The 17,560-nt window shown below is 61.3% G+C and carries 11 protein-coding genes; 7 read left to right on the top strand and 4 right to left on the bottom strand.

Annotated elements, in window-relative coordinates:
* Positions 1–15: 15 nt before the first annotated feature.
* Both J3P94_RS25615 and J3P94_RS25620 read right to left on the bottom strand, forming a co-directional pair.
* A complete protein-coding gene (locus tag J3P94_RS25615) occupies positions 16–3,639 on the bottom strand; it encodes a DUF2339 domain-containing protein (RefSeq protein WP_434570223.1) in 3,624 nt (1,207 codons plus the stop codon).
* A gap of 290 nt (positions 3,640–3,929) precedes the next feature.
* Positions 3,930–6,380, bottom strand: coding sequence for a glycogen/starch/alpha-glucan phosphorylase (locus J3P94_RS25620; protein ID WP_434570225.1), 2,451 nt, complete (start codon positions 6,378–6,380; stop codon positions 3,930–3,932).
* Positions 6,381–6,635: 255 nt separating this feature from the next.
* On the opposite strand from J3P94_RS25620, the gene J3P94_RS25625 reads away from it, so the two are divergent.
* On the top strand, positions 6,636–7,073 hold the full coding sequence (locus J3P94_RS25625) for a YkgJ family cysteine cluster protein (protein WP_024778075.1): 438 nt from the start codon (positions 6,636–6,638) through the stop codon (positions 7,071–7,073).
* A 219-nt stretch (positions 7,074–7,292) separates the two neighbouring features.
* Here the strand turns inward: J3P94_RS25625 and typA are convergent, their stop codons facing one another.
* A complete protein-coding gene (gene typA / locus J3P94_RS25630) occupies positions 7,293–9,113 on the bottom strand; it encodes a translational GTPase TypA (protein WP_305497421.1) in 1,821 nt (606 codons plus the stop codon).
* 134 nt (positions 9,114–9,247) lie between these two features.
* Entirely contained in the window at positions 9,248–10,702 is a 1,455-nt protein-coding gene (gene thiI / locus J3P94_RS25635) for a tRNA uracil 4-sulfurtransferase ThiI (RefSeq protein WP_305497422.1), read from the bottom strand.
* A 328-nt stretch (positions 10,703–11,030) separates the two neighbouring features.
* On the opposite strand from thiI, the gene glnA reads away from it, so the two are divergent.
* From glnA to ntrC, 6 genes are all read left to right on the top strand, one after another.
* Positions 11,031–12,437, top strand: a complete 1,407-nt coding sequence (glnA, locus tag J3P94_RS25640) for a type I glutamate--ammonia ligase (RefSeq protein ID WP_186638815.1) — start codon at positions 11,031–11,033, stop codon at positions 12,435–12,437.
* Positions 12,438–12,556: 119 nt separating this feature from the next.
* On the top strand, positions 12,557–13,114 hold the full coding sequence (locus tag J3P94_RS25645; protein ID WP_434570228.1) for a chorismate mutase: 558 nt from the start codon (positions 12,557–12,559) through the stop codon (positions 13,112–13,114).
* Between the two features lie 232 nt (positions 13,115–13,346).
* Positions 13,347–13,865: a DUF4124 domain-containing protein gene (locus tag J3P94_RS25650; protein ID WP_434570230.1), complete on the top strand. Its 519-nt coding sequence runs from the start codon at positions 13,347–13,349 to the stop codon at positions 13,863–13,865.
* The gene (locus tag J3P94_RS25655; RefSeq protein ID WP_434570232.1) at positions 13,862–14,488 is read left to right on the top strand and encodes a DUF4124 domain-containing protein; all 627 of its coding nucleotides are present in this window, start codon (positions 13,862–13,864) and stop codon (positions 14,486–14,488) included. Before J3P94_RS25650 ends, J3P94_RS25655 begins: the two co-directional genes overlap by 4 nt.
* 254 nt (positions 14,489–14,742) lie before the next feature.
* Positions 14,743–15,828 carry a nitrogen regulation protein NR(II) gene (gene glnL, locus J3P94_RS25660; RefSeq protein ID WP_434570233.1) on the top strand — a complete coding sequence of 362 codons (1,086 nt, stop codon included), beginning with the start codon at positions 14,743–14,745 and terminating at the stop codon, positions 15,826–15,828.
* Positions 15,825–17,261, top strand: coding sequence for a nitrogen regulation protein NR(I) (gene ntrC, locus J3P94_RS25665; protein WP_186613250.1), 1,437 nt, complete (start codon positions 15,825–15,827; stop codon positions 17,259–17,261). Before glnL ends, ntrC begins: the two co-directional genes overlap by 4 nt.
* Positions 17,262–17,560 lie beyond the last annotated feature (299 nt).

Raw genomic sequence — 17,560 nt, forward strand, 5'->3', positions numbered from 1 at the left:
GACTCAACTTGCGACTCAAGATGACACTCCCTCACTGACAGGCATCGGCGGCTCGGCATCCACGGCCGGCTCCGGGCGTTTGGGCGGCAGCGGCGCAAAGTAGCCGACCACCAACAGCAACACGCCCACGCCGATAAACGACACGATCCGCGCCAGACCACCACGGTTACTCAATTCGACAAAGAACAACTTGGCCACCACCACCGCAATCAACGCCGCGCCGATCAGCCACACCTCGCGACGATGCCGCAGGTGTCCGCCAATCATCAGGCCCAGGGCGATCAGGGTCCAGACAATGGACAATCCGGCCTGCACGAACATCGATTCAAGCAATGCATCCAGCTCGAACGGGACATCCATCCACTGGTGCGCAGTGCGCATCACCAAGGCGGTGAAGAACGCGAACAGCGACACACCGGCGATCAACTGAGCGACCTGTCCGATCCGACTCCAGCGGTTCGTCGTTTGCTCCACGGCATTGCGGGCCCACACATAGATACCGAACAAGGCGAACAGCAGACCCAGTTCCAACGGATTGAGCAACGGCACATAAGGCAGCGGCTCCGAGTTGCCATCACTGAACGTGTTGGTCAGCCAGAACCAACCGAGCATCAACAGTGCCATGGGCGCCGCCGCGTAGACGCGGTATTCGCGCGGTTGGGCCGAGACCGGCCACGGCAAGGTACGCGGCGTGGCCATCAGCACCAGGTAGAGGCCCGGCAAGATCGCCCAGGCCAACCACCGCCAGGCATTGTACTGCTCGGACAGCAACAGCAGGCCGTAACGCAACTCCAGCATCAGCACGGCCATCAATAACCAGCAACCGAGCACATGGGCGGTGCTGCGCGCCTGGGCCGGCAGCGTCGCGGCCAGGCGCTTGAGCGACAGGAAATGCACGGCAAATACCGCCAGCCAAGCCAGCCAGCCGAAATCCGCCGCCGGGTGATAACGGCTGTGCCCGATCGCCACCAGCACACAGCCTGCTGCTGGAATCAACAAGGTGCACAGCAATCCCATTGCCGCCCACTTCAAGCGCAGCGCCGCAACGGTCCACACCGCCACACTGGCGGCCGCGACAATCAACAACAAACTGCCCTGCAGGTTCTGCGGGGCAAAGCGCAGCACTTCGCTGGCCCACGCCAGCGCCCACCAACCGGCGCCCCAGATCAGCAGCAGCTGGGACAGGCGCTGCAAACTCAAGGCATCGAGTTCCCGCGCCGCGTGCGCCTTTTGCAGACGCCATGCGCCCACCAGCGCAGCCAGCCCCAGCACCAGCGGTGTCCAGAATCCGCTGTGGGCCAAGGGACGCAGGTCCTCGGCATCAAGCGAGCCCAGCAGCGCCGGCCCGGCCATCAGGAAAGCCGCACCGCCAATCACTTGCAGCAGCAGGCCAAAGACAAAGCTCACGCGCTGTTTCAGGTACAGGCTCAGCCAGATGATCAACAGACCACTGGCCGCCCACACGCCGCTCGCCGTTTGCCAGGGCAACACGAACAGCACCGCGAGATTGATCAACACCAACCCGGCCAGCAACACCACCGACAAGCCGCGCAGCAAGCGCACATCGTTGCGCACCATGTCGTCGCGCGCCGCCAGGAGCATGCCGCCGATCAATGCCAGGCCGATCAACGAGGCGCTGAGCAGACCGCTCCAACCAGCGTTGAACACCGCAGCCGAATCGCCTTCGGCGCCTTGCAGACGCAGCAGGAACAGCGCACCGCCGAGCAGTTGCACGGCAAACGCGGTAAACAGGAAGCTGCGTGATTGCAGGCGCAGGCCGACGAACAGCGTCACCAGCCCGGCCAACGCCCAGGCGATGGCAGTGCCATGCGTAAACAAAAACAATGGAGCCAGCAGGTAGAGGAAGCCAAGCCCCAGCACCGCCAGCACGGGTTGCCCGCGCAGTTCCCAACTTGCGGCGTGCCCGGGCTCGGCCTTGCGCAGTTGGTAGAAGCTGAACAGCAAGGCACCACCGAGCATCAACGCGCCCAGCCACGAACCTTCCAGCAGGCTACCTTCGCCGCTATGCAGTTCGCTGACGAAGGCCAGCGCCGCCCCCAATTGCAGCAACAGGGCAAAGATTCGCGCAAAAGGTCGCTGCTGACGCAGGCCGAGCCAGAAGATCCCGGCGCCTTCCACCGCCCACGCTGCGGCAGTCCAACGGGCGTCGAGGCCAAGGGGAATCGCCAGGCTGGTAAAAATCACGCCCAGGGCGAGGCAGGTTTCGGCCAGCAATACAGCGCGCCCGCCCATCAATACGCGGGCCAGCCCCATGTAGATCATGCCCAGGGCCAGGGCGCTGAAGGCGGCGGCGAATTCCAGATGCTGCACCAACGCGAACTGCAAGCCGAAGCCCACCAGCGGCGGACCGAACAGCATGCTGCCGTCCACGTAGTCGCCCTTGCGCGCCGACCAGCGCAGCAGCGCTTGACGGCTGTCATCTTCAGGCGCATCGCTCATTTCCAGCAGCTTGCGCCGGGTGAACAGCAACCCGATCGCCAGGTACATCAGGAAGAACACGATGAGGAACGGCTCAGTGCTCCAGAGCAGCTCCGGCGTATAGGAACGCAGGCCCCAGGCGAAACCGATGCCGAAAGTGCCGACAAAGCCGATCAGGTTGAGCAGGCGCCAGGCGCGGAACCAGGCAATCGCGAAGATGCCGGTATTGAGCAGGATGAAATAGCTGAACAGCGCGACATGGTTGCCGCTGCCGGTGGAGGTCAGGATCGGCGCGGCGAAGCCGCCCAGTGCGGCAGCTGCCGCCAGCCCCAGGGCATTCTGGGTAACGGCCAGGATCGCGGAAAACACCGTGACTGCAACCAACAGGCCCAGGGCAGCCTTGGAATCGAGCAGCGGGTGCAGGCGCATGGCGGCGAACACGGTCAGGTACAGCACCGCGATCCCCGTCCCTTGCAACATCAACGCATAGTTGCTGTTGCGATGGCGCAACCACCAGCCCAGGCCCAACAGGCCCAAGGCGCTGGCCGCGACGCCGGCGTAACGCAACTCGATCGGCACTACCATGCCTTCGGTGGCGTAGCGCAACAGGAAGGCCAGGCCGAGGAACAACAGCACCACGCCGACCCGCAGCACGGTGTTGCCGCCAAACAGCCAGTTGCGCGCGCCCGTCCAGGCACGATCGATCAGATTCGGACCGCGAGGCGCCGCCGGCTCGGTAGTCCTCGGTTCCAGGGGCAGAGGTTCGAAGTCGCGGGTTGCGCGCCGACTGGATGTTTCGGGCGCGGGTTTCCAAACGTCATCGGGTAACGGCTGGCTGGCCTGGGTGGCCATCGCGGGGATTGGTTCGAGTTCTGGCGGCAGTTGCCAGATGAGCTCCGGCTCGGTGCGCGCCTCGGGCTTCGCCGCTTGGGCAACGACGATTTCCGGCGCTGGAGCCGGTTCACTCGGTTCGGCCACGTTGCCGCGTTCGAGCACCGCCAGACGCGCTTCCAGCGTGAGCAAGCTGCGTTGGGCTTCTTGCAGCAGGATCTGTTGCTTGGCGGCCTGGATACCCAGGCGTCCCAGTCGAAACGACTGGGCGATGCCAAGCCCCACCAGCGCACCGATCAGCGCGTCGGCAAACGACTCTTCCACCACCCAGCCGAGTGCCAGGCCCAACAGTGTCAAAATCCATTGCATATGGTCGATATCCCTAAGCGGCCCGTTGCGGGCATGACCGGGGTGATGTGGGGTCTGGCTCAGTCTAGTGGAAAACCCCGAAACCCTGTGGGAGCGAGCTTGCTCGCGATGGCGGCGTGTCGGGCAATATGAATGTCGCCTGATACACCGCTATCGCGAGCAAGCTCGCTCCCACATTGGATTCCTGGCATTTCCAGTACTGGTCCGGCCACACTGCCCGGCGAAACTGACGCTTAGTATATCGACGAAGCCCTACCGCCGTTGGGCTTCGCTCACATTTCTTGCAACAGTCAGTCCAGGGCCTTCCAGATATCGGTGGCATATTCGCGAATGGTCCGGTCCGAGGAGAACCAGCCCATGCGCGCGGTGTTGAGCACCGCCGAGCGCCACCATTGCTTGGGATCGTGCCACCTCTCCTCGACTTTGGCCTGGGCGTTCCAGTAGGCGTCGAAATCGGCGCAGACAAGGAAGCGGTCGTAATCCACCAGCGAGTCCACCAGCCCGGTGTAGCGCATCGGATCGTCAGGCGAGAACACCCCGCCACGAATCGCTTGCAGCACATCGTTGAGGCGATGGGATGCGGCGATGTCCGGCGCGGCACTGAATTCGCCGTTGCGCTTGCGCGCTTCCACCTGCTCGGCGGTCAGGCCGAAGATGAACATGTGCTCGCCACCGACGCGGTCATGCATTTCCACGTTGGCGCCGTCCATGGTGCCGATGGTCAGCGCGCCGTTGAGGCCGAACTTCATGTTGCTGGTACCCGAGGCCTCGAAACCGGCCGTGGAAATCTGCTCCGACAGGTCCGCCGCCGGAATGATGCTTTCGGCCAGGCTGACGTTGTAGTTGGGCAGGAACACCACTTTGAGCAAGCCGCGCACGGTCGGGTCGTTGTTGACCACCCGGGCAATGTCGTTGGTCAGCTTGATGATCAGCTTGGCCTGGTGATAACTGGCAGCGGCCTTACCAGCGAAGATCTTCACCCGCGGCACCCAATCCACCTCAGGCTCGGCGCGGATCGCCTGGTACAGCGCCACGGTGTGCATCAGGTTGAGCAACTGGCGTTTGTACTCGTGGATCCGCTTGACCTGCACGTCGAACATCGCCGCCGGGTTGACGGCAATGCCCAGCCGCTCGTGGATCAGGTAGGCCAGGGCTTTCTTGCTGTGCAGGCGCTGCTCGGCGAATTGCTTGCGGAACGCCGGTTTGTCGGCGAACGGCTCCAGTTCGATCAGCCGCTCCTCGGGGTTGTCGAGCACGCTCGGGCCGAGGGCGTCGACCATCATCGAGGTCAGTTCGGCGTTGGCCTGGAACAGCCAGCGGCGGAAAGTGATGCCGTTGGTCTTGTTGTTGATCCGGTCCGGATAAAGCTTGTGCAGCTCAGAAAATACGGTGCTGCGCATCAGTTGCGTGTGCAGCCCGGACACGCCGTTGACGCTGTGGGAACCGAGGAACGCGAGGTTACCCATGCGCACCCGGCGACCGTTGTCTTCTTCGATCAGCGACACCGAGCGCAACACGTCGAAATCGTGCACGCCCTTGGCCCGCAGCGAATCGATATGCTGGGCATTGATCAGGTAGATGATCTGCATGTGCCGCGGCAACATGCGCTCCATCAGCCCCACCGGCCAGGTTTCCAGGGCTTCAGGCAGCAGCGTGTGGTTGGTGTAGGAGAGCGTGTCCTGGGTGATCTGCCAGGCCGCGTCCCACGCCACGTCGTAGACGTCCACCAGCTGGCGCATCAGCTCAGCCACGGCAATCGACGGGTGGGTGTCGTTGAGCTGGATCGCCGCGTGATCGCCCAGGGTCAGTACCGAGGTGTGCATGTTGCGATGGCGGCGCAGCAAATCCTGCAGCGAAGCAGCGACGAAAAAATATTCCTGGCGCAGGCGCAGTTCCTGGCCGGCTTCGGTGCTGTCGGCGGGATACAGCACGCGCGAAATACTCTCGGCGCGGGCCACTTCCGCTACGGCGCCGAGGTGGTCGCCAGCGTTGAAGCGCTCCAGATGCAGGTCTTCCACGGCTCGGGCGCGCCACAGCCGCAGGGTATTGACGCTGGCACCACGCCAGCCGACGACCGGCGTGTCATAGGCAATCGCCCGCACGGTTTCGGCCGGAGACCAGACCTGCCGGGTCTTGCCGGTGTCGTCGGTGACCGTTTCGACGCTGCCGCCGAAGCCGATCGGGTAGACGACCTCCGGCCGCTCGAATTCCCACGGGTTGCCGAAGTCCAGCCAGTGTTCGGTCTGCTCCTGTTGCCAGCCGTCGACAATCGCCTGGCGGAACAGGCCGTGCTCGTAACGAATGCCATAACCATGGCCGGCGATACCGAGGGTCGACATGCTTTCCATGAAGCACGCCGCCAGACGGCCGAGACCGCCGTTGCCCAAGGCCGCGTCGGGCTCCAGCAGACGGATGCGCTCAAGGTCCACACCCAGCTCGGTCAAGGCTTCGCGGGCGGTGTCCAGCAAGCCGAGGTTGCTCAGGCTGTCGTACAGCAGCCGGCCGATGAGAAACTCCAGGGAGAGGTAGTAGACGCGCTTCTGGCCCTTTCGGTAGATCTGCCGCGTATGGTCCATCCAGTGTTCGACCATATGGTCGCGGGCAGCGAGGGCGATGGCTTCGAACCAATCGTGATCAAACGCATGATCGGGGTCCTTGCCGACGGCATAAGTGAGTTTGGTCAACACGGCGTCGCGAAAAGCCGCAACCTCGGCTTCGCGAACAAGTGGTTCTTGAGTCATTGATGAGACCTCGAACGAGCATGGAAATGTCTGAGCCTAGACGGTCTGACAGACGGTACGGGCTCTTGGTTCGGTGGTTTTTCCCAGGTGTCGGAGAATCGCCGCCAGAGAATTGCCAGATAGCCGAGTGAATGCAGGGGCCGTGCCGGTCCAGGCGGGGTTTTGCCGCGAGGTAAAAAAAACCGGCAGATGGTCGTTCAAAATTTCACCAGTCCCGGTATGATCGCGCGCCCTGATGCATGCTGGTAAACCGTGATGATGAAGCCCAACCTGATCGCCGCCGCGGAGATCGACCGACTCGATACCTGGGCGAAGTATTCCGCCCCGATGTGCGGTTCCTGCGTGTCGAGCTGCTGCACGCTGCCGGTGGAGGTCAAGATCAAGGACCTGATCCGCATCGGCATCGTCGATGAGTTCGAGCTGGGCGACCCGCCGAAAAACATCGCCAAGCGCCTGCAAAAGGAAGGGATCGTCGAACGCTACAACCAGAAATCGGAAATCTTCACGCTCCAGCGCATGAGCAACAACGATTGTCTGTATCTGGATCGCAAGAGCCGGCTGTGCACCATTTACGAAAAGCGCCCGGACACCTGCCGCAATCATCCACGGGTCGGGCCACGGCCGGGGTATTGCGCCTACAAGCCCAAGGAAGTGGAGCGCGAGCGTAATCCGCGGACGCTGGATCGATTTTGATCGACTGATGGTTTAGCGGCGCCTGAACCGTCGCCATCGCGAGCAAGCTCGCTCCCACAGTTGATTTTCAGCGGATACATATTTTGTGCCCGACATAAATCCACTGTGGGAGCGAGCTTGCTCGCGATGAGGCCCCAACAGGCACTGCACAATTTCCAGGCACAAAAAAACGCCCCCGGTCTTACAACCGGGGGCGTTTTTCATTCAGCCTGGGCTAAATCAGTTCTTGGCTTTCTTGGCGGCGCGGGTACGCTCGCTTTCGTCCAGGATCTTCTTGCGCAGGCGGATCGACTTAGGCGTCACTTCACACAGCTCGTCGTCCTGGATGAATTCCAGAGCCTGTTCCAGGGTGAAGCGAACAGGTGGAACCAGTGCGATGGTTTCGTCTTTACCCGAAGCACGCATGTTGTCGAGCTTCTTGCCCTTGGTAGGGTTCACGCCCAGGTCGTTGTCACGGCTGTTCAGACCAACGATCTGGCCACCGTAGATTTCCTGGCCGTGTTCAACGAACAGCTTGCCACGCGCCTGGAGGGTTTCCAGGGAGTAGGTCAGTGCCTTGCCGGTTTCAACCGAAACCAGAACACCGTTCTGACGGCCGGACATGTCGCCGGACTTCATCACGTCGTAACGGTCGAAGATCGAAGTCAGGATGCCAGCACCGTTGGTCAGGGTCAGGAACTGGTTACGGAAACCGATCAGACCACGAGCAGGGATGTTGTATTCCAGACGTACACGGCCCTTGCCATCCGGCACCATGTTGGTCAGGTCGCCCTTACGCAGGCCCATCTCTTCCATCACCTTGCCCTGGGATTCTTCCGGCAGGTCGATGGTGACGTTTTCGAACGGTTCGTGCTTCACGCCGTCAACCAGACGGATGATCACTTCCGGACGGCCTACAGCCATTTCGAAGCCTTCGCGACGCATGGTTTCGATCAGAACCGAGAGATGCAGTTCGCCACGGCCCGAGACCTTGAACTTGTCAGCCGAGTCGCCTTCTTCAACGCGCAGTGCAACGTTGTAGAGCAGCTCTTTGTCCAGACGTTCCTTGATGTTACGGGAAGTCACGAACTTGCCTTCTTTACCGCAGAATGGCGAGTCGTTTACCTGGAAGGTCATGGAAACGGTTGGCTCGTCGACGGTCAACGGCTTCATCGCTTCAACGGTGTCCGGGTGGCACAGGGTGTCGGAGATGAACAGCGAGTCCATGCCGCTGATGCAGACGATGTCGCCGGCAGCTGCTTCTTCAACGTCTACACGGTGCAGACCGTGGTGACCCATCAGCTTGAGGATACGACCGTTGCGCTTCTTGCCGTCGGCACCGATAGCCACGACCGGGGTGTTCGGCTTGACGCGACCACGAGCGATACGGCCAACACCGATCACACCCAGGAAGCTGTTGTAGTCCAGTGCCGAGATCTGCATCTGGAACGGGCCGTCACGGTCGACTTTCGGCGCGGGTACGTTGTCGACGATCGACTGGTACAGCGGGGTCATGTCGTCAGCCATTTCGGTGTGGTCCAGACCGGCAATACCGTTCAGGGCCGAGGCGTAGACGACTTTGAAGTCCAGCTGTTCTTCGGTGGCGCCCAGGTTGTCGAACAGGTCGAAGATCTGGTCCAGAACCCAGTCCGGACGCGCGCCTGGACGGTCAACCTTGTTGATGCACACGATCGGACGCAGGCCGGCTTCGAAGGCCTTCTTGGTCACGAAACGGGTTTGCGGCATAGGGCCGTCCTGGGCATCGACCAGCAGCAGCACGGAGTCGACCATCGACATCACACGCTCTACTTCACCACCGAAGTCGGCGTGGCCCGGGGTGTCCACGATGTTGATGTGGTAGCCGTTCCAGTTGATGGCGGTGTTTTTCGCCAGGATGGTAATACCGCGCTCTTTTTCCTGGTCGTTGGAGTCCATCACGCGCTCGTCGTTGAGCTCGTTGCGCTCCAGGGTGCCGGATTGACGCAAGAGTTTGTCTACCAGGGTGGTCTTACCATGGTCAACGTGAGCAATGATGGCGATGTTGCGTAGATTTTCGATCACTTGTGTATCTCGATCAGAGGATTCGGTGTGCTGACAGGTCGTGGCAGCGATTTACAGTAGAGTCCGACAGTTACAGCGTGTCGGCGGCGTCGGGGGGCCGGTGACGCAGGCCACAGGCAAACAGCCCCGGGCACTTAGCTCGGTCGATAAACGCGCACATTGGCATGCCCCTCACTGAGCAAATGATGGGCATGCAGGCGACTCATCACGCCTTTGTCGCAATACAGCAGGTACTGGCGAGTAGGGTCCAGTTCCTTGAAACGCGCGTTCACTGCATAGAACGGCATCGTTTGTACCTCGACGCCGGCGACGCTCAGCGGGTCGTCTTCAGCATCGTCCGGGTGACGGATGTCGATGATGATCTGACCGGCCAGCGCTTCGCCGACTTCTTCAATCTGAATGTCCTGGCCCAATTCGTCGATGACCCGATCGATCGGTACCAGCCTGGCGTTCTCGATCGCGCGCTCGAGGACCGCCATGTCGAATTCTTTCTCTTCGTGCTCCACGCGCCCGCGCTTGGCCGCCGTCTTCGGATTGACCGAGATGACCCCGCAGTACTCCGGCATGTGCCGGGCAAAATCGGCGGTGCCGATCTCCGTGGCCGTGTCGATGATGTCCTGCTTGTGGCTGGCGATCAGTGGCCGCAGCACGAGTTTTTCGGTCACACAGTCGATCACCGACAGGTTCGGCAGCGTCTGGCTCGAAACCTGGGAAATCGCCTCGCCGGTGACCAGCGCGTCGATGTGCAGGCGGTCGGCGATGCTCGTCGCGGCACGCAACATCATACGCTTCAAAATGACGCCCATATGACTGTTATCGACTTTGCCGAGAATCTCGCCCAGGACTTCCTCGAACGGCACGCTCACAAATAACACGCGCTGGGAGCTGCCGTACTTCTTCCAGATGAAGTGCGCCACTTCCATGACGCCCAGTTCGTGGGCGCGCCCGCCGAGGTTGAAGAAGCAGAAATGGCTCATCAAGCCGCGACGCATGATCTGGTAAGCGGCGACGGTGGAGTCGAATCCACCGGACATCAATACCAGCGTCTGCTCCAGCGAACCCAGCGGATAACCGCCGATGCTGTCGTGCTGGCTGTGGATCACGAACAACCGCTGGTCGCGAATCTCGATGCGCACTTCAACTTCAGGGTCTTTCAGGGAAATACCGGCCGCGCCGCACTGCCGGCGCAACTGGCTGCCGACATAACGTTCGACGTCCATCGAGCTGAACGGATGCTTGCCGGCGCGCTTGCAGCGTACCGAGAAGATCTTGCCGGCCAGGGCGTCACCATAATGGAGCATGCACTTGGCGAGGATATCGTCGAAGTCCCCCAGCGGATATTCGTCGACCTGAAGGAAATGCGCGATGCCCGGCATGCAGCTCAGGCGCTCGGTCATTTCCTTCAAGGCCTTGGGTTCGCTGACGCGGGTTTCCAGTTCGAGGTTGTCCCACACGCCATTCACCACCACGGCCGGGTCCAGGTCACGGAGCACGGCACGGATGTTCTTGGCCAGCTGGCGGATGAAACGCATCCGTACCGGGCGGCTCTTGATGGTGATCTCGGGGAAGACTTTTACGATTAGTTTCATGAAAACAGCGCGCGAACGGCCAGCCGAAAAAGGGGGGCGCGGATTATAGCGGAAATTGCTCAAGGTTTAACCAGTTAATCTGCATTTGGTTTTGGCCGCACCAAAACAGGTCACAATCAACAAAGGACGCCACATTGCGGTGCGCAATTGTCCGACAATCCGCGTCCGGCCCCTTTCAAAAGCGAGGATTTGGTGCAAAAAACCCATGCTGGGGCACTGGCATGCAAATTGCTCCCTTGTGAGGCAGGTTGCCTTGGCAGAGTATTCGCGCCGGCATCACCCATATCTAAGGGCACACCATTACCGCCCGAAGCCACCCGGAGGACATATGTCGAAGTCGGTTCAACTCATCAAAGATCATGACGTCAAGTGGATTGATCTGCGCTTCACTGACACCAAGGGCACTCAACATCACGTGACCATGCCGGCCCGTGATGCGCTGGACGACGAATTCTTTGAAATCGGCAAGATGTTCGACGGTTCCTCCATCTCCGGCTGGAAAGGCATCGAAGCCTCCGACATGATCCTGATGCCGGACGACGAAACCGCGGTCCTCGATCCGTTCACCGAAGAGCCGACCCTGATCCTGGTTTGCGACATCATCGAACCTTCGACCATGCAAGGCTATGACCGCGACCCGCGCGCCATCGCCCACCGCGCCGAGGAATACCTGAAGTCCACCGGTATCGGCGACACCGCTTTCTTCGGTCCTGAGCCTGAATTCTTCATCTTCGACTCGGTCAAGTTCAAATCCGACATCTCCGGTTCCATGTTCAAGATCTTCTCCGAACAGGGTTCTTGGATGTCCGACCAGGACGTGGAAGGCGGCAACAAAGGCCACCGTCCAGGCGTCAAAGGCGGCTACTTCCCGGTTCCGCCGTTCGATTTCGACCACGAAATCCGTACTTCCATGTGCAACGCGCTGGAAGAAATGGGCCAGACCGTCGAAGTTCACCACCACGAAGTGGCGACTGCCGGCCAGAACGAAATCGGCGTGAAGTTCAACACGCTGGTCAAGAAGGCTGACGAAGTCCAGACCCTGAAGTACTGCGTGCACAACGTTGCCGACGCCTACGGCCGCACCGCGACCTTCATGCCGAAGCCTCTGTACGGCGACAACGGTTCGGGCATGCACGTGCACATGTCGATCTCCAAGGACGGCAAGAACACCTTCGCTGGCGAAGGTTATGCCGGTCTGTCGGACACCGCCCTGTACTTCATCGGCGGCATCATCAAGCACGGTAAGGCCCTGAACGGCTTCACCAACCCGTCGACCAACTCTTACAAGCGTCTGGTTCCAGGCTTCGAAGCACCGGTCATGCTGGCCTACTCGGCTCGCAACCGTTCCGCCTCGATCCGTATTCCTTACGTGAACAGCCCTAAAGCCCGTCGTATCGAAGCGCGCTTCCCGGATCCGGCTGCCAACCCATACCTGGCCTTCGCAGCACTGATGATGGCCGGCCTGGACGGTATCCAGAACAAGATCCACCCTGGCGATGCCGCCGACAAGAACCTGTATGACCTGCCGCCTGAAGAGGCCAAGGAAATCCCACAGGTTTGCGGTAGCCTGAAAGAAGCCCTGGAAGAGCTGGACAAGGGCCGTGCGTTCCTGACCAAGGGCGGCGTATTCAGCGATGACTTCATCGACGCTTACATCGCGCTGAAAAGCGAAGAAGAGATCAAGGTTCGCACCTTCGTACACCCACTGGAATATGAGCTGTACTACAGCTGCTGATCCGGTAGCGCCGTCACGTACGGCGTGAAATAAAAGAGGCCTCCTTCGGGAGGCCTTTTTCATGGGCACCGGTTACAGGCATGATGCCTCGTCGCTCCTCCATAAAGACGAGACTGCCCATGACTCCGCGCCTCAAGCTCTGCCTTGCCCTGTCCGCCGCACTGCTGGCCACCAGCGCCGAAGCGGGCAACGCCCCCGACGCCCTTACTCCGCTGCTGAACGCCATCGGTGAACGCCTGGCCATTGCCGATCAGGTGGCGTTGAGCAAATGGGACAGCGGCAAACCGGTGGAGGATCGCCAGCGCGAGCGTGAAGTCATTGCCGCCGCCGTCGCCCAGGCGCCGGCCTACAAACTGACCGGTGAAACCGTGGAAGCGTTTTTCGCCGCCCAGATTGAAGCCAACAAACTGGTGCAATACATCAACCTGTCCGACTGGGCCCTGGACGGCAAGGCCCCGGACCTGCCACGCCCGGACCTGGTGGGCGAGATCCGCCCCAAACTCGATCGACTGCAGAAACGTCTGTTGCAGCAACTGGCCGACTTCGCCCCCTACCGCACCGACCCGCAGTGCCCGCAATGGCTGGCTCGCGCCACCCACCACAACAAACAACACCCAATACGCAGGCTTGCCTTGATCCGAGCAACCGGCGGACTGTGTATCTCCCCGAAATCCTGAGCCCCCCTTCCCCCTGTGGGAGCGAGCTTGCTCGCGATGAGGCCAAGCTATCCAACACCTCACTGCCTGACACACCGCCATCGCGAGCAAGCTCGCTCCCACAATGGTTTTGCATCAGGCTCAAGATGTGTGCTCACAGCAAATCCCCTGTGGGAGCAGCACAACAACTTGGGCCAACCATCCGCCCTGGCCTATGCTGCACCCATCACCTTTCGTTTTCGGTCGATTTTCCATGGGTCGTGTTTTTTCAATCATCCTCTTATCGCTGTTGGTATTGCCTGCTACCGCGCAGATCTACAAATACACCGACGCCGACGGCAACACCGCCTACAGCAATCAGCCGCCCGACGGCGTACCGGCCCAGCCCGTGGAATTGCCGCCGCTCAACAGCGTGGAATCCCAGACACCGGCCAGCCGCGAAGCACCTGCGGCCGCGCAAGGCAGCGACGCGCCGCGTAACGCCTATGACATCCTGGAACTGACCGACATCCCCACCGAGGAAGCCCTGCGCGCCAATAACGGCACCTTCACCGTTGGCGTCCGGGCGCAGCCGCGCCTGCAAGGCCCGCATCTGTTCAGGCTATTGCTGGACGGCCAGCCGTACGGGCAGCCGAGTAACGTGCCGCGCCTGCAACTGGTGAACATCGACCGCGGCGAACACAGCCTGGCAGTCCAGGTCATCAACGGGGAACGTCTCGTGCAACAAAGCGAAACCGTTACCTTCACTGTCCAGCGGATTCACCTGCCATGATCCGCTGGCTGCTCGCCCTCGGCCTGCTGCTGGTGGCGCTACCGAGCCTGGCGCAGGTCTACACCTACATCGACGCCCAGGGCAATCGCGTCTTCACCGACCAGCCACGCCCCGGCAACGCGAAGAAAGTGCCGCTACCGCCCGGCAACCGGATGCCGGCCACGCCCTCCGGGACTGCGCCGACGACGACCGCCGAAAAGCCACCCGCCGAGCCCTTGTTCCGATATGAGATGCTCCGGCTGCTGATCCCCGAGCCAGATGCGACGATACGCAGTACCGCGGGGGAACTGATCGTCACCGCCACCAGTGAGCCCGGTTTGCAGAAAGGTCACCGCTACCGCCTGCTGCTGGACGGCAAGCCCACTGGCGAGCCGGGACCCAGCCCAGTGTTTGCGCTGAAGAACATTGATCGCGGCACCCATCACCTGGCGGTGGAGATCCTCGACGAGCAAGCGCGAATCGTCGAGCGCACCGCCAACCAGCCCTTCCACATGCAGCGCATGTCCCTGGCGCAAAAGCGCCGCGTCAAACCCTGTGCTATCGCCGACTACGGCCAGCGCCCCGAATGCCCCCTGGCGGACAAGCCCGAGGAGGAAAAAAGCAGCATCCTGCCCTTCTTCTAATGCCATTCAGAATGGCGCACCATATCAGTGCACAGCTCTGCACCTCTACCCAGATTCCAACCCATTTTGGTTCGAAACTACCCGCGAAAACTGGCAGAACGCCACACAGATGGGCGAGAAAAGGCTATTTGACGCCTGAAACGCTTCTTTTCGGAGCCTTGGTTTGGTTTTTGCATTTTGCTGGTATCAGCGCATGAATCGCGCGCGCGATTTGGGGGCTTGCCCTTGATCGCTACGCTTTAAAAGAGGTCCTGATGACCATTAGCGACGCACTACACCGTTTGCTGCTCGACAATCTCACCACCGCGACCATCCTGCTCGACGCCGAACTGCGTCTGGAGTACATGAACCCGGCGGCAGAGATGCTCCTGGCCGTCAGCGGCCAGCGCAGCCATGGGCAGTTCATCAGCGAACTGTTTACCGAATCCGCCGAAGCGCTGAACTCCCTGCGCCAGGCCGTCGAACAGGCACACCCGTTCACCAAGCGCGAAGCGATGCTCACCGCCCTGACCGGCCAGACCCTGACGGTCGACTACGCGGTAACGCCGATCCTCAACAACAATGCCACCCTCCTGCTTCTGGAAGTCCATCCCCGTGATCGCCTGCTGCGCATCACCAAGGAGGAGGCGCAATTGTCCAAGCAGGAAACCAGCAAGATGCTGGTGCGCGGCCTGGCCCATGAGATCAAGAATCCCCTGGGTGGCATTCGTGGCGCGGCGCAGTTGCTCGCCAGGGAACTGCCGGAAGAAAGCCTCAAGGACTACACCAACGTCATCATCGAAGAAGCCGATCGTCTGCGAAACCTGGTGGACCGCATGCTTGGCTCGAACAAGCTGCCCTCACTGGCGCTGTGTAACGTTCATGAAGTACTGGAGCGCGTCAGCAGCCTGGTGGAGGCGGAGAGCCAGGGTTGCATCACCCTGGTGCGCGACTACGACCCGAGCATTCCCGACGTGCTGATCGACCGCGAGCAGATGATCCAGGCGGTGCTGAACATCGTGCGCAACGCCATGCAGGCCATCAGCAGCCAGAACGAGCTGCGCATGGGTCGCATCAGCCTGCGCACCCGCGCCATGCGCCAGTTCACCATCGGTCATGTGCGCCATCGCCTCGTGACCAAGATCGAAATCATCGACAACGGCCCGGGCATCCCTGCGGAACTGCAGGAAACCATCTTCTTCCCCATGGTCAGCGGCCGCCCGGACGGTACCGGGCTCGGCCTGTCCATCACCCAGAACATCATCAGTCAGCATCAGGGCTTGATCGAATGTGAGAGCCACCCCGGCCACACCACTTTCTCGATCTTCCTGCCACTGGAACAAGGAGCCACATCGACATGAGCCGTAGTGAAACCGTGTGGATCGTCGATGACGACCGTTCTATCCGCTGGGTCCTGGAAAAAGCCTTGCAACAGGAAGGCATGACCACCCAGAGCTTCGACAGCGCCGACGGGGTGATGAGCCGCCTGGCCCGTCAGCAGCCGGACGTCATCATTTCAGATATCCGCATGCCCGGCGCCAGTGGCCTGGACTTGCTGGCGCGGATTCGCGAGCAACATCCGCGGCTGCCAGTGATCATCATGACCGCTCATTCCGACCTGGACAGCGCCGTCGCGTCTTACCAGGGCGGTGCGTTCGAATACCTGCCCAAGCCGTTCGACGTCGACGAAGCCGTGTCCCTGGTCAAGCGCGCCAACCAGCACGCCCAGGAGCAACAAGGCCTGGAGGAAGTCCCGGCCCTGGCCCGCACCCCGGAAATCATCGGCGAAGCGCCGGCGATGCAGGAAGTGTTTCGCGCCATCGGTCGACTGAGCCATTCCAACATCACCGTGCTGATCAACGGTGAATCGGGTACCGGCAAGGAATTGGTTGCCCACGCCCTGCACCGCCACAGCCCGCGTGCGGCGTCGCCGTTCATTGCGCTGAACATGGCGGCGATTCCCAAGGACCTGATGGAGTCCGAGCTGTTCGGCCATGAAAAAGGCGCGTTCACCGGCGCGGCCAACCTGCGCCGGGGCCGCTTCGAACAAGCCGATGGCGGTACGTTGTTCCTGGATGAAATCGGCGACATGCCGGCTGACACCCAGACCCGGCTGCTGCGGGTACTGGCCGACGGCGAGTTCTATCGAGTCGGCGGGCATACGCCGGTCAAGGTCGATGTCCGGATCATCGCCGCGACCCACCAGAACCTGGAAACCCTGGTCCACGCCGGCAAGTTCCGCGAAGACCTGTTCCATCGCCTGAACGTGATTCGCATCCACATCCCGCGCCTGGCGGACCGTCGCGAGGACATCCCGACCCTGGCCCGGCACTTCCTCGGCCGTGCGGCCCAGGAGCTGGCGGTGGAGCCCAAGCTGCTCAAGAGCGAGACCGAGGAATACCTCAAGAACCTGCCGTGGCCCGGCAACGTGCGCCAGCTGGAGAACACCTGCCGCTGGATCACGGTGATGGCGTCGGGTCGCGAAGTGCACATCAGCGACTTGCCACCGGAACTGTTGAGCCTGCCACAGGATTCGGCGCCGGTGACCAACTGGGAACAGGCCCTGCGCCAATGGGCCGACCAGGCCCTGGCCCGCGGTCAATCGAGCCTGCTCGACAGCGCCGTCCCGGCCTTCGAGCGCATCATGATCGAAACGGCCCTCAAGCACACCGCCGGCCGCCGCCGCGACGCCGCCGTGCTGCTGGGCTGGGGCCGCAATACCTTGACCCGCAAGATCAAGGAATTGGGGATGAAGGTTGATGGTGGGGATGATGATGAGGGGGATGAGGGCTGATCAGCCTTTAACCCCTTCGCTGAATTTGAAGGCCAATCGCGAGCAAGCTCGCTCCCACAATGGATTTTCAGTGTTCGCGAGCGCGTGAACACCACTGAACCCTGTGGGAGCGAGCTTGCTCGCGATGCTTTTAATATCTTTGTGCACCGCTTCAATGCACGGCGAACCGCAATTGCTCATGCACCACAGGCCCGAACCCATCGAACCGCTTCGAAAAAACCAGCCGCCGCAAAAGCAAAAGCCCCGTAATACGGGGCTTTTCGCATCTTCAGCAGTTTTTTGTGACAAGCCATTTAAAA

This window comes from Pseudomonas sp. Z3-8 (assembly GCF_051131975.1).
Taxonomy (GTDB): Bacteria; Pseudomonadota; Gammaproteobacteria; order Pseudomonadales; family Pseudomonadaceae; genus Aquipseudomonas.

Excerpts from the sequence above, each read along its gene's own strand:
- thiI (WP_305497422.1), bottom strand. The coding sequence starts at position 10,702 with ATGAAACTAATCGTAAAAGTCTTCCCCGAGATCACCATCAAGAGCCGC.
- J3P94_RS25620 (WP_434570225.1), bottom strand. The coding sequence starts at position 6,380 with ATGACTCAAGAACCACTTGTTCGCGAAGCCGAGGTTGCGGCTTTTCGC.
- glnA (WP_186638815.1), top strand. The coding sequence starts at position 11,031 with ATGTCGAAGTCGGTTCAACTCATCAAAGATCATGACGTCAAGTGGATT.
- glnL (WP_434570233.1), top strand. The coding sequence starts at position 14,743 with ATGACCATTAGCGACGCACTACACCGTTTGCTGCTCGACAATCTCACC.
- J3P94_RS25650 (WP_434570230.1), top strand. The coding sequence starts at position 13,347 with ATGGGTCGTGTTTTTTCAATCATCCTCTTATCGCTGTTGGTATTGCCT.
- J3P94_RS25625 (WP_024778075.1), top strand. The coding sequence starts at position 6,636 with ATGATGAAGCCCAACCTGATCGCCGCCGCGGAGATCGACCGACTCGAT.
- ntrC (WP_186613250.1), top strand. The coding sequence starts at position 15,825 with ATGAGCCGTAGTGAAACCGTGTGGATCGTCGATGACGACCGTTCTATC.
- J3P94_RS25655 (WP_434570232.1), top strand. The coding sequence starts at position 13,862 with ATGATCCGCTGGCTGCTCGCCCTCGGCCTGCTGCTGGTGGCGCTACCG.
- J3P94_RS25615 (WP_434570223.1), bottom strand. The coding sequence starts at position 3,639 with ATGCAATGGATTTTGACACTGTTGGGCCTGGCACTCGGCTGGGTGGTG.
- J3P94_RS25645 (WP_434570228.1), top strand. The coding sequence starts at position 12,557 with ATGACTCCGCGCCTCAAGCTCTGCCTTGCCCTGTCCGCCGCACTGCTG.